Source organism: Actinacidiphila acidipaludis, from assembly GCF_019890725.1.
Taxonomy (GTDB): Bacteria; Actinomycetota; Actinomycetes; order Streptomycetales; family Streptomycetaceae; genus Actinacidiphila; species Actinacidiphila acidipaludis.
The window spans coordinates 64006-77101 of sequence record NZ_JAINZZ010000002.1 but is presented as its reverse complement, the minus strand read 5'-3'; the positions used below and the strand labels follow the sequence as shown (position 1 = coordinate 77101).

10 protein-coding genes are annotated in these 13096 nt (G+C 69.9%); 6 read left to right on the top strand and 4 right to left on the bottom strand.

Annotation, left to right across the window (positions count from 1 at the left end; translation table 11 throughout):
- From K7862_RS02095 to K7862_RS02080, 4 genes are all read right to left on the bottom strand, one after another.
- On the bottom strand, positions 1–819 hold the full coding sequence (locus tag K7862_RS02095) for an MlaE family ABC transporter permease (RefSeq protein WP_222959852.1): 819 nt from the start codon (positions 817–819) through the stop codon (positions 1–3).
- Positions 816–1796: an ABC transporter ATP-binding protein gene (locus K7862_RS02090; RefSeq protein WP_222959850.1), complete on the bottom strand. Its 981-nt coding sequence runs from the start codon at positions 1794–1796 to the stop codon at positions 816–818. Before K7862_RS02090 ends, K7862_RS02095 begins: the two co-directional genes overlap by 4 nt.
- A 50-nt stretch (positions 1797–1846) precedes the next feature.
- The gene (locus tag K7862_RS02085) at positions 1847–3586 is read right to left on the bottom strand and encodes a DUF6801 domain-containing protein (RefSeq protein ID WP_308011797.1); all 1740 of its coding nucleotides are present in this window, start codon (positions 3584–3586) and stop codon (positions 1847–1849) included.
- A 286-nt stretch (positions 3587–3872) separates the two neighbouring features.
- Entirely contained in the window at positions 3873–4505 is a 633-nt protein-coding gene (locus tag K7862_RS02080) for a hypothetical protein (protein ID WP_222959846.1), read from the bottom strand.
- 513 nt (positions 4506–5018) lie between these two features.
- Between K7862_RS02080 and K7862_RS02075 the strand changes: the two genes are divergently transcribed.
- The 6 genes from K7862_RS02075 (at position 5019) to K7862_RS02050 (ending at position 13016) form a co-directional block, all read left to right on the top strand.
- Entirely contained in the window at positions 5019–6314 is a 1296-nt protein-coding gene (locus K7862_RS02075) for a PucR family transcriptional regulator (RefSeq protein ID WP_222959844.1), read from the top strand.
- Between the two features lie 139 nt (positions 6315–6453).
- The gene (locus tag K7862_RS02070; RefSeq protein ID WP_222959842.1) at positions 6454–7479 is read left to right on the top strand and encodes a LacI family DNA-binding transcriptional regulator; all 1026 of its coding nucleotides are present in this window, start codon (positions 6454–6456) and stop codon (positions 7477–7479) included.
- A gap of 345 nt (positions 7480–7824) precedes the next feature.
- A complete protein-coding gene (locus K7862_RS02065; protein ID WP_222959832.1) occupies positions 7825–9225 on the top strand; it encodes an ABC transporter substrate-binding protein in 1401 nt (466 codons plus the stop codon).
- A gap of 91 nt (positions 9226–9316) precedes the next feature.
- Positions 9317–10270, top strand: a complete 954-nt coding sequence (locus K7862_RS02060; protein WP_222959831.1) for a carbohydrate ABC transporter permease — start codon at positions 9317–9319, stop codon at positions 10268–10270.
- Positions 10271–10300: 30 nt separating this feature from the next.
- Complete coding sequence (locus K7862_RS02055; protein WP_222959830.1) at positions 10301–11194, top strand: carbohydrate ABC transporter permease; 894 nt, start codon at positions 10301–10303, stop codon at positions 11192–11194.
- Positions 11195–11327: 133 nt separating this feature from the next.
- On the top strand, positions 11328–13016 hold the full coding sequence (locus K7862_RS02050) for a glycoside hydrolase family 13 protein (protein ID WP_222959829.1): 1689 nt from the start codon (positions 11328–11330) through the stop codon (positions 13014–13016).
- Positions 13017–13096: the final 80 nt, after the last annotated feature.

Sequence of the window (13096 nt, the reverse complement as noted above, 5' to 3'; positions counted from 1 at the left end):
TCAGGCTCCCTTCTGCGGGACGAGCTGCAGGTAGATCGCGGTGAGCACGACGTTCACGAAGAACAGCAGCAGGAAGGTGATGACCACCGACTGGTTGACCGCGTCGCCGACGCCCTTCGGGCCGCCCTTGGGGTGCAGGCCGCGGTAGGCGGCGACGATGCCGGCGATGAACCCGAAGACGAGCGCCTTGATCTCGCTGATGTACAGGTCCGGGAGCTGGGCGAGCGCGGAGAAGCTGGACAGGTACGCGCCGGGGGTGCCGTGCTGCAGGACCACGTTGAAGAAGTAGCCGCCCGCGGTGCCGACCACCGAGACCAGGCCGTTGAGGAAGACCGCGACGAGCATGGTCGCCAGCACCCGCGGCACGATGAGCCGCTGCACCGGCGAGACGCCCATCACCTCCATCGCGTCCAGTTCCTCGCGGATCTTGCGCGATCCGAGGTCGGCGCAGATGGCGCTGCCGCCGGCGCCGGCGATGAGCAGAGCCACGATCAGCGGGCTGGCCTGCTGGATGACGGCCAGCACGCTCGCGCCGCCGGTGAACGACTGGGCGCCCAACTGCTGGGTCAGCGAGCCCACTTGCAGGGCGATGACGGCGCCGAACGGGATGGACACCAGGGCCGCGGGCAGGATCGTCACGCTGGCGACGAACCAGAACTGCTCGATGAGCTCCCGCACCTGGAACGGCCGCCGGAAGGCGTCCCGCACGGTGGTGGCGGCCAGCGTCATCAACTGGCCGGTCTCGCGCAGCGCCCCGCTGCCGGGAAAGCCCTGGCGGGGTGCGCGCACGCGGCCGGCCGGGCGGACGGGTGCGGTCATGCCGGCTCCCCCTGCGGGGTCAGACCGGTGGTGATGGCCGTGCGGGCGGAGGCCGGCAGCGTGTCCCACATCGCCAGCACGCGCGCCCGGCGCCGCTGGACGGCCTGCCGCGGCGGCAGTCCGGGGGTGGGTTCGAGCTGCGGGACGATCCGCGGCGGTTCGCCGGAGCCCACGCCTTCGCCGTGCAGCTGCTCGCGGGCGATCGTCGCCTCGTCCTTCTCCTCCGACATGCCGATCGGGCCGGCCCGCCGTCCGCTGAGGAACTGCCGCACGACCGGCTCGTCGCTGGTCAGCAGCAGCTCGCGGGGCCCGAACGCGACGAGTTCGCGGCGGAAGAGCATGCCCATGTTGTCGGGCACGGTCGAGGCGATGTCGAGGTTGTGGGTGACGATCAGCATCGTCGCGTCGATCTGCGCGTTGAGGTCGATGAGCAGTTGGGAGATGTAGGAGGTGCGCACCGGGTCCAGGCCCGAGTCGGGTTCGTCGCACAGGATGATCTGCGGGTCGAGGACCAGGGCGCGGGCCAGGCCCGCCCGCTTGCGCATGCCGCCGGATATCTCGCCGGGCAGTTTGCCCTCGGCGCCGAGCAGACCGACCATGTCGATCCGCTCCATGACGATCCGGCGGATCTCCGACTCCTTCTTGCGGGTGTGCTCGCGCAGCGGGAAGGCGATGTTGTCGAAGAGGTTCATCGAGCCGAACAGGGCGCCGTCCTGGAACATCAGGCCGAACATCTTGCGGGCCTCGTAGACGTCCCGCTCGGGGCTGTTGACCATGTCGACGCCGCCGACCAGCACCCGGCCGCGTTCGGGTTTGAGCAGGCCGATGATCGACTTCAGGAAGACCGTCTTGCCGGTCCCCGAGGGGCCCAGCATCACGCTGACCTCGCCGGGCGGCAGCGTGAGCGTCACGTCCTGCCAGACGGTCTGCTTGCCGAAGGACTTGGTCAGGCCCTCGACGGTCACTTCGATTCCCATTGCACCTCCCGGGGGGTGAGTTGGATGGACGGGCGGGTCGGCTCTTCCGGTCAGCTCTTCTTGCGTTGCGGGAGCTGCGGGATCGGGATCTCGGGCAGGCACGACTCCGGGACGTTGATCGGGTCGCACAGGGGGCCCTGGGAGATGTTGAGCGAGTTGCCGGGGCCGGAGAGCGCGGCGGTGAACAGCGCGTCGAGGTTCTCGCCGTGCGAGGCGCAGCCGGTGAACGGCGGGATCACCAGGTCCTCGTCGGTGAGCGGGCCGCCGGCGTCGATGAAGTAGTCGGGTTTGCCGTCGTCGTCGGGCAGGCCGCTGTCCTTGCGCCCGTGCAGCACGATGTCGAGGGGCTTGGCGGTGTGGCAGTCCGGGCCGACGTCCAGCGGGGTGCCGTTGATCCGCACGTTGTGGATCCGGATGTCCTGGTAGCCGCCGATGGTGGTGAGGATCGGCTCGCCGAAGAAGTCGTCGCCGGTCTGCACCACGGTGAACACGCCGCGGGGGATGAACTCCACGTCCGCTGTGGTGGGCATGAAGCCGAAGGTGAGGAACGTGGACGCCGAGGGCGGCAGCCTCAGGTCGATGATCGAGTCGACCTCGACATACTGCTTGGAGTAGTCCAGGACCTTGCGCTGACCGGAGTTGACCTCGGCCAGGACCGGCTTGGCGTGCGGATCGTTGATGATCATTGCACCGTTGAGCTTGTTGACGTTGGAGAAGCCCACTGCGAAACCGCACATCGGTCCCGGCGGGAAGGCGGGCTGGCCGGGCATGGGCACGACGATCCCGGTGTCGCTCACCGGAGGCAGGCGCCTGGGGTCCAGCGGGGCGATCGGGGTCTTGCCGCAGGTGCTGACGCCGGAGTGGACGGGCTGGTCGAGCGGGACGATGGTGCCGCCCGCCCGGCCGGCCGCCGCGGACGGCCCGGAGCTGCCGGACGCGGTCCCGTCGGCGCCGGAGGCGTGGCCGGTGGACCGGCCGCCGCGCCCGGCGACCGGGCCGGCGGCGGCGGAGTGGCCGGGGAGCGTGGTGCCGGTCGGACCCGGCACATGGACCGTGGCCAGGACGGCGTCCTGGCCCGGCTCGGGGGTGCAGGTGCCGGTCACGTCGCCCGCGGCCGCTGCCCCGCTCGCCGTGGTGCCGTCCGCCGTGGTGCCGTCCGACGCGGTGCCGTTGGCCGTCGTGCCGTCGGCCGTCGTGGCGTTCGTGTCCGTCGCGGCCGCCGTGGCCGTCCCCGCCGCGCGGGCCGTCGTCGGGCCGGGGGCCGGGGTCGTGGGGGTGCCGGCGGCCGCCGCCCGCGGATGCAGGGTGAGCGTCAGCACCCCGACGGAGAAGGCGACGTCGCCGGACGCGGTGACCGTGACGGCGGGCGCCTTGCCGGTGAGGGTGAGCACCACGTCGTCCGTCCCGGCCAGGGAGGTCTCGGGCGCGGTGAGTCCCGACCAGTCGGCGTCGGCGTCGGACGACCCCTGGGTGATGTGGGCGGTGAGGTCGCTCTCGGCGCTGACCGAAGCGGTGGCTGCCGGAAGCATCGCGGTGACGCCGGCCCGCGGAATGGTCACGGCCATCGCCAGGTCACCGGGCTGAATGGGTTTTCCGGCCGTCGCGGTCTGCGGGAATCGCTGCGTGAAAGCGATCGTCACGTCCTGCTCACCGGAGGCGAATTGGCAGGCATAGGCGAGGGACAGTTCGCCCCGCCCCCCGCTGGCCGCGGAGTTCGTGCCCGGCAGCGCCCCCGCCACCAGTGCCGCCGTCGCGACGGCCGCGAACCGCACCGATCGACGCGGTCTCACGCCACCCCTCATCTCGGAACTCCTCAAGGCAGGCTCGGCGCCTGGACATTACGTGCGGGTAATTAGCTCAGACAAGTGATCGAGCGGCCGAAGACGGGAGTCGTTGCCCGAGGCGGGAATTCTTGTCACCGGATGACAAGGGAAAAACGGAATTTTGTCGTCCAGTGAGCGGGCCGCGCCGGGGCCCGGCCCGCGGTTGTCGCCGGGCTGAGTACAGGACCCCGGCTCCGGGTCGCGGAGCCGGGGTCGCTGCTGGTGCGGGGAGTGCCGTCGCGCTAGCGCGGGATCACGGCGAGGTGATGCTCAGCGTGGCGGGCGTCAGGGTGTAGTCGCCCTTGTACGAGGCCGGGTCGCCGGAGTTGATCAGGCCGAGGCAGGTGCCGGACACGCCGTAGGCGTGCAGGTTGCCCGTGCCCAGCAGGGACAGCACGTGCGTGCTGTTGTTGTACTTCACGTCCAGCGTCGCGGTCGCCGTGGACGACGCGCCGGCGAAGCTCGCCGTGCAGCCGAACCCGCCGATGTGGGCCTTGACACCGGTCAGGGTGCCGGTGGTGACGCCGCCCGAGTAGCTGACGGCGTTGAGGTGCCAGGGCAGGCCGTCCGCCGTGACGTTGAAGGTGATGCCCAGCGGGCCGGAGCAGCCGCTCCAGGTGACGCTGCTGATCGTGCCGATGTTGGTGCCCGACAGGCCGGTGCCGTTGGCCGCGGAACCGCCGGCCGACGACGAGGTGCACTTGAGCTGGGTGCCGGTGCTGGTGTCGGTCAGCGTGGAGTTCGTGGACTTACCGGTGAAGCTGCCGCCACCGGACACGGTCCAGGTTCCGGCGGCGTTGGCCGGAGCGGCCGCGAAGGCAACGGCGGCCACGACCGCGGAGCCGGCGACGAGGCCGGTCCTGGTGAGAGTGGAGAGCTTGCGCACGGGCTGGTCCTTCCCTTGAGTGGACGTGCCTGATAAACCGCGGTCCTCGCTGTTCAGGGCGAGAATTCGGTTGCGACTCACTACCTGGATACGGGTACCGATTCCGGTCGGTTGCCCTTGCGGGGCTGGACGTTACGCACGGGTAACCCGGGGGCGCAATAATCCGCGCCAAGATTCTGCGGCGGACCTTACCGACGGGTATTTCTTTGTCACCGCGGCAACAGGCGCCCGGTGGTTTTTGTGAGAAGGTGAGCAACCGCCGGCGCCGGAACGGTTCCCGCCTCCGCCGCGCGGCCGGCGCGGTACGGTCGGCGCCGGGGCGGCGGCCGGATACGGCCGCGGCGATCCGGCACGCGCCGGACCACGGTGATCCACCGCGCCGTCTCCGCCGCATCGCAGACCGCACAGCACCGATAACGTTTCCGTGTCCGAGGTGCTGCGCTCCGTGCACACGTGGTCTATCTTGCAGCGAGGTCACCGACGCAATGACCAGCGTCCGGGAAGGGGGAGGGGATGACCGTCATGCGGCAGACCCCGGAACAAGCGGAACCGATGGGTCCGATTCCACGGGAGTTCGCCGCTGTGATGCGACCAGAACTCCCCAGTTTATTAAAGGAGATGGCCGCTGAAATCGTCGCGGCGATCCCCGAATACGGTCACCTGCTGGAAGGCCCCAACGCCCGGGTGATCAAATTCGGTATCGAGCAGAGCATCGCCACTTTCGTGGACAGGGTCGCGGCACCCACCGCCACCAGCGCCCTGCGGGACGACCTGTGCCGCCAGTTCGGCCGCTTCGAGGCGTACGAGGGCAGGAGCCTGGACTCGCTGCAGGCCGCGTACCGGATCGGCTGCCAGGTGGCGCTGCGCCGGGTGCGCACCGTCGGCCGGCGCTACAACCTCTCCGCGTCCTTCATGCTCACCTTCGCCGACGCGCTCTTCGCGTACATGGGCGACCTGGCCGAACTCTCCCGCGAGGGCTACGAGCAGGCGCTCGCCGAACTCGGCGAGGAACCCGACAACCGCCGCCGCCGACTGCTGCGCCGCATCCTCGGCGGCGCCGCGGTCGCCCGCGGCGTCCTCGCCGAACTCGCGGAGCACTCCGCCTGGCCGCTGCCGGAGGAGGTCACGCTGGTGGCCCTCGCCCCGGACGCCCATCCGTCACGGGCGCTGCTGGACCGGGACGTCCTGGTGGACCTCGCCGATCCCGAGCCGCACCTGCTGGTGCCGGGACCGTTCACCGCCCAGCGGCGCGCCTCGCTCACCTCCGCGCTCGGCGGCTGCCGGGCCGCGGTCGGGCTGACCGTGCCACTCGGGGAGGCCGCCGACTCGCTGCGCTGGGCCCGGCACACCCTGGCGCTCACCGACTCCGGGGTGATCGACGCGGGCGAGGTGACCCTGAGCGAGGACCACCTGCTGCCGCTGTGGCTGCTCGGCGATCCCGCGCTGGTGGACCAGATCACCCACAAGTACCTCGATCCGCTGGTCGGGCTGACCGCCACTCAGCGAACCCGGCTCATCGACACCCTGCGGATCTGGCTCACCACCCGCGGCACCGCGGCGCAGGTCGCCGAGCAGCTCGGCGTGCATCCGCAGACGGTCCGCTACCGGCTGCGCATCCTCGACCGCGCCTTCGGCGAGCGCCTCAACGACCCCGACGACCGGTTCGCCACCGAGATCGCCCTGCGGGCCCTGCACTTACGGGAGAACGGGGGCAGGAGCGGGGCCGGGAACGGGAACGGGAACGGGAACAGCGGCGGCGGGGGCAGGGGCGGCGACGGGGACCACCGGGGCGGCGGAGGCACAGCGTAACCGGGGGGCGCAAAGAGCCTTCTGGTATGCGGCACGACTCGGCAATATGTCGATGGGATGTCGAAAATTCGGGATGGCTTGCAGAGATCCCGCAAGCAGGGCGCAAGAATCTTGCGCCTCCTGTACTAGAATCGACGGCATGACACGACGACTTGCCGAGGTGGCCAAGAAGGTCGGGGTGAGCGAGGCGACCGTCAGCCGGGTGCTGAACGGGAAGCCCGGCGTCTCCGACGCCACCCGGGCCGCGGTCCTCACCGCCCTTGACGTGCTCGGATATGAAAGGCCCACCCAGCTGCGCGGCGAACGCGCCCGGCTGGTCGGCATGGTCATGCCCGAGCTGCAGAACCCGATCTTCCCGGCCTTCGCGGAAGTCGTCGGTGGCGCGCTGGCCCAGCAGGGCTTCACCCCGGTGCTCTGCACCCAGACCGCCGGCGGGGTGTCGGAGGCCGACTACGTCGAACTGCTGCTGCAGCAGCACGTGTCGGGCGTGGTCTTCTTCGGCGGCCTGTACGCGCAGGCCGAGTCCCCGCACGACCACTACGCGCGCCTGGCCGAGCGCAACCTGCCGACCGTGCTGATGAACGCCGCCATCGACCACCTGGACTTCCCGCGGGTGTCGTGCGACGACGCGGTGGCGGTCGAGCAGGCCATGAACCACCTGATCTCGCTGGGCCACCAGCGGATCGCGCTGGTCCTGGGCCCGCCGGACCACGTGCCCTCGCGCCGCAAGCTCGCCGCCGCGCGCCGGGTCGATCCGTCGGTCACCGTCGAGCACGCGCTGTTCACCCTGGAGGGCGGCCAGGCCGCGGCAAGCAGGCTGCTGGCCCGCGGCATCACCGCGTTCATCTGCGCCTCCGACCTGCTGGCCCTCGGCACGATCAGGGCAGCGCGCCGCCGCCGGCTGTCGGTGCCGGACGACGTGTCGGTGATCGGCTACGACGACTCGTCGCTGATGAACTGCACCGAACCGCCGCTGACCACGGTCCGCCAGCCGATCGAGGCGATGGGCCGGGCCGCCGTGGACCTGCTCGCCGGGGAGATCAGCGGCGCCAAGGTGGACCACGACGAGCTGTTCTTCGAGCCGGAGTTGGTGGTGCGCGGTTCCACCGGCCCGGCGCCGCACGCCGCCCGCATCCCGCACCCGGAGGCGCGCACGAACGCGTGACGGGCCGCCACGGCGGCACAGGGTCCGGCGACGGCGCCGGAGTCGGGAATCCGTCCCGGCTCCGGCGCCGTCGCCGTTCCCGGCCCTGAGCGGCGGGAACGCCGCGCCGTCCGGGTTGCGCGGGGCGCAGCTCCGCACGCTGCGCGGATGCGGGCTTCCACGTCGTAACCGAGTCGTGTCTTTGCGAAATTCACGCGACATCTTGCGGTCATCTATCGGCTTCAGTACGTTGAGCCAACCCGGGACGGCGGCGCACACCGACGCCGTACATCATGTGCATCCATGCCGCGGGGGTCCCAGATCGCAGTCCAACGACGCGCAGTGGTTCAGGGGAAGGGTTGAGAAATGAGTGGAATCGGCTACCGCAGACTGGTGGCAGTCGCCCTCGTCGCGGGGATCGGTTTGACCGGTGCCGCGTGCTCCGACAGCAAGAAGGACGACTCGGGGAGCAAGGCTGCCGGCTCCAGCGCCGGAACCCCCTTGGACCCGAAGACCAAGGTCACGATCTCGGTCGACTGCGAGCCGCCGACGACCAAGCCGGCCGAGCGCAAGCAGTGGACCGACGACGTCGCGGAGTTCAACAAGACCTACCCGAACGTCACGGTCAAGAGCAAGGACGCCTTCCCTTGTGAGGACCCGGCCAAGTTCACCGCCATGCTGCAGGCCGGCAGTGAGACCGACAGCTACTACACCTACATGACCGACCTGCAGCAGGTGCTCGACGCCGGCCAGGCCGCGGACATCAGCGCGTACGTCAACGACAGGACCGTCCCCAACCTGAAGGACATCGACCCCGGTGTCCTGGGCGTCCTGAAGGACGGCGGGAAGCTCTACGGCCTGCCCACCTCGAACTACCAGATGGGCCTGATCTACAACCGGAAGATCTTCCAGGACGCCGGGCTCGACCCCAACAAGCCGCCGACGACCTGGGACGAGGTCCGCCAGGACGCCAAGACGATCCAGGACAAGCTGGGCAGCAAGGGCATCAACGGCTACATGGACAACAGCGCCGGCAACCAGGGCGGCTGGCACCTGGTGTCGGAGATGTACGGCGTGGGCAGCAAGGCGGTCGACGACAGCGGCCAGAAGGCCGCGTTCAACAACGACCAGACCAAGAGCGTGCTGCAGTCGCTGCACGACATGCGCTGGACCGACAAGTCCATGCCGGCCACCCCGGGTCTGCAGTGGGGTGACGTGCAGAAGGCCATGGGCACCGGCAAGATCGGCATGTACGTCGGCGCGCCGGACGACATCCCGCTGGTCGTCCAGCAGTACAAGGCCAAGTTCGAGGACATCGGCATGGCGCCGATCCCCGGCGGCAAGACCGCGCTGTTCGGCGGCGCCGACTACATGTTCAAGAAGTCGGACACCCCCGACCAGATCAAGGCCGGCATCGCCTGGGTCAACTTCAAGTTCCTGACCCTGGAGAAGGGCCAGTTCAACTACCCGCGCAACAAGACGGACGGTCTGCCCGTCGGCCTGCCGCAGCCCTTCTTCTTCACCGGCGCCTCCAAGGCCAAGGACACCGAGACCAAGACCGCCAACGCCACCGTGCCGGTCGAGAACTTCAAGACCTACGTGGACGCGCAGGTGCCGGTGCTCCCCGAGCCGCCGAACGCCCAGAAGATCTACACCGTGCTCGACACCGTGATGTCCGGCGTGCTGACCAACAAGAACGCCGACATCAGCAAGCTGCTCTCCACCGCCGAGACGCAGGTCAACTCGCTGCTGGCAGCCAGCCAGTAACAGGACAGCCCCGCGCGGGGGCCGGTCTCAGGCCGGCCCCCGCGCGGCGGCACCGGACCGCACAGCACATCTCCCCAGCCGAGGAGCACCCATGGCGGCGACGACCGTCCCCGAGAACACGACCCAGGGCCACGCCCGGCGGCCGACCCGGCCGGCCGGCCGAACGGCCGGCACCGGCACGCGCCGCAAGGTGAAGAACAACCTCCAGGCGCACGGTTTCCTCATCGGAGCGGTGCTGTGCTTCCTGATGTTCTCGTGGTATCCGATGGTCCGCGAATTCATCATGAGCTTCCAGCAGAAGAAGCGGGGCGTGACCTCCTGGGTCGGCTTCAAGAACCTCGACCGGGTGTACCACGACCCCTATTTCTGGACGGCGTGGAAGAACACCGCGCAGTTCACCCTCTACGCCCTGGTGATCGGCTTCGCGGTGCCGTTCGTCGTCGCCATCGTGCTCAACGAACTGCGGCACGCGCAGGCTTATCTGCGCGTTCTGGTCTATCTGCCGGTGATGCTCCCGCCGGTCGCCGGCGTGCTGCTCTTCAAGTACTTCTACAACCCCGACTACGGCCTCTTCAACCACGTACTGAAGAGCCTCCACCTGCCCACGTCACAATGGCTGGACTCGTCCCACACGGCCATGATCTCGGTGGTCATCGCGGCGACCTGGATGAACATGGGCAGCGCCACGCTGATCTATCTGGCGGCGCTGCAGAACATCCCGGGTGAGCTGTACGAGGCCGCCGACCTGGACGGCGCCGGGCTGTGGAGCAAGATCTGGCACGTCACCATTCCGCAGACGCGGCTGGTGCTGTCGATGATGCTGCTGCTGCAGATCGTCGCGACCATGCAGGAATTCACCAACGTGTATCTGCTCACCGGTGGGAACGGGCCGCAGAACTCCACCATGACGGTGGTCTACATGGTCTACCAGTACGCGTTCAGCTACAACAACTTCGGCAGCGCCGCGGCGCTGGGTCTCTTCCTGCTGCTCGTACTCGCCGCCTTCTCCGGCGTGTACGCGCGCCTCAGCCGGAACAGCGACTGATCAGCGACAGGGAAGGAAGAGAGACAGATCATGGCAGCGTCCTTCACCTCGCAGAACCGGACTCTGATATCCCCGGCGGCGCTCAGCCGGCCGCGCGGACGGCTGGTCTACCGGATCGTGCTGACCGTCGTCATCGTCGTCTTCACGCTGGTCTTCCTCGGACCGCTCTACTGGATGGCGACCGGCGGGTTCAAATCGGCCCAGGAAGTGGTGGCCAATCCGCCCACCTTCTTCCCGCACCACCCGAAGCCGGGCAACTACCACACCGCGTGGAGCCAGTTGCAGATCGCCCGGCTGCTGTTCAACACGCTCTACTACGCGTTCGGCGCGCTGGCCTTCCAGCTCGTGTTCGACGTGGCCGCCGCGTACGCCATCTCCAAGCTGCGGCCGGTGCTCGGCAAGCTGATCCTCGGCGCGATGCTCGCCACCCTGATGATCCCGGCGACCGTGCTGATCGTCCCGCAGTACATGACCGTGCTGGACCTGCCGGTGCTGCACGTCAACCTGATCGGCACGCCCTGGGCGATCTGGCTGCCGACGGTCGCCAACGGCTTCAACATCTTCCTGCTCAAACGGTTCTTCGACTCCATCCCGGAGGACCTGATGCACGCCGCCGCGATCGACGGGGCCAGCCCGCTGCGCACCCTGTGGTCGATCGTGCTGCCGATGTCCCGCCCGATCCTCGGCGTGGTCTCGATCTTCGCGGTGGTGAACGTCTGGAAGGACTTCCTCTGGCCGATGCTGGTGGAGCCCGACCCCAAGAAGCAGCCGATCAACATCGGCATCCGCTCGCTGTCGCAGGGTGTTCCGGAGAACGTGCTGATCGCCGCGCTGGCCATCTCCGCACTGCCGACCCTGCTGATCTTCCTGCTCTTCCAGCGCAACATCATGTCCGGCCTGACCGCGGGCAGCCTCAAGGGCTGATCGCCGCCACCGCGCCGGACCGCACGCCTCACGTAACGCACCACCCCACAGCACTCCGCCGCCGGCTCTCTTACCCGAATCCCCGCCATCCGGGGCCGGCGGCGGGGTCCCTCCTGCCCGAAAGGACGTTGACGTGGCAGACACCCCTCAGCCCGAGGCCGACGAGAACTGGTGGCGCGGCGCGGTCATCTACCAGGTCTACCCGCGGAGCTTCGCCGACAGCAACGGCGACGGGACCGGCGACCTCGCCGGGGTGCGGTCCCGCCTGCCCTACCTGTCCGAACTGGGCGTGGGCGCTCTGTGGTTCAACCCCTGGTACCCGTCGCCGATGGCCGACGGCGGGTACGACGTGGCCGACTACCGCGACATCGACCCGGTCTTCGGCACCCTCGCCGAGGCCGAGAAGCTGATCTCGGAGGCGCTGGCCCTGGGCATCAGAACGATCATCGACATCGTGCCGAACCACATCTCGGCCACCCACCCGTGGTTCCGCGAGGCACTGGCGGCGGGACCGGGCAGCCCGGCCCGGGAGCGGTTCTGGTTCCGGCCGGGCCGCGGCGAGAACGGTGAACTGCCGCCCAACAACTGGCCGTCGCAGTTCGGCGGGCCGGCCTGGACCCGGACCACCAACCCGGACGGCACCCCCGGCGACTGGTTCCTCAACCTCTTCGACTCCGAGCAGCCGGACCTCAACTGGAACCACCCCGAGGTCCGCGCCGAGCACGAGGACATCCTGCGGTTCTGGTTCGACCGCGGCGCCGGCGGCGTGCGGATCGACTCCGCGGCCATGGTCAGCAAGGACCCCGACCTGCCGGACCTGCCCGGCCCGGACTCCGGCGCGGCGTCCGGCCCGGCGTCGCCGCACCCGTACATCGACCGCGACGACCTGCACGACATCTACCGCTCCTGGCGGCGGATCGCCGACTCCTACTCCCCCGGCGTGCGGCCGGGCGGGGCCCCCAGCGCGCGGATCCTGGTGGGCGAGGTGTGGATGCCGGACGCCGAGCGGTTCGCCCGCTACCTGCGGCCCGACGAGATGCACACCGCGTTCAACTTCGACTTCCTGTCGTGCCCGTGGGAGCCCGGACGACTGCGCACCTCCATCGACACCACGCTGGCCGCGCACGAGCCGGTCGGGGCGCCCGCCACCTGGGTGCTGTGCAACCACGACGTGACGCGGACGGTCACCCGCTACGGCCGGGCCGACACCGGCTTCGACTTCGCCACCAAGGCGTTCGGCATCCCCACCGACCTGGAACTCGGCACCCGCCGCGCCCGGGCCGCGGCGCTGCTCACGCTGGCGCTGCCCGGCTCGGTGTACGTCTACCAGGGCGAGGAGCTGGGGCTGCCGGAGGTCGAGGACATCCCGGTGGACCGGCTGCAGGACCCGATGTACCTGCGGTCGGGCGGTACCGACCCGGGACGCGACGGCTGCCGGGTGCCGCTGCCGTGGTCGGGGACGTCGGCGCCGTTCGGGTTCAGCCCCGAGGGGGCCGCGGAGCCGTGGCTGCCGCAGCCGGCGGACTGGGCGCGGCGCACCGCCGAGGTGCAGGCCGCCGACCCGTGCTCGATGCTCGCGCTCTACCGTGCGGCGCTGCGGCGGCGGGCGGCCGAAGCCGGGCTCGGCGACGGGCCGATGAGCTGGCTGGACACCTCCTCCGAGGTGCTCGCCTTCCGCCGCGGCGGGGACTTCGTCTGCGTGGTCAACCTGGGCGAGGGGCCCGCGGAGCTGCCGGCGCACAGCGAGATCCTGCTGACCTCGGGCGACCTCACCGACGACGCCCGCCTCCCCTCCGACACGGCGGTCTGGCTCCGCGCCTGACCCCGGGCGGGCCCGCCGTGCCCGGGGGCCCGCCGCCCGTTCCCGCCGCCCGCCCCGGCCCCGAGCCCGGGCGGGCGGAG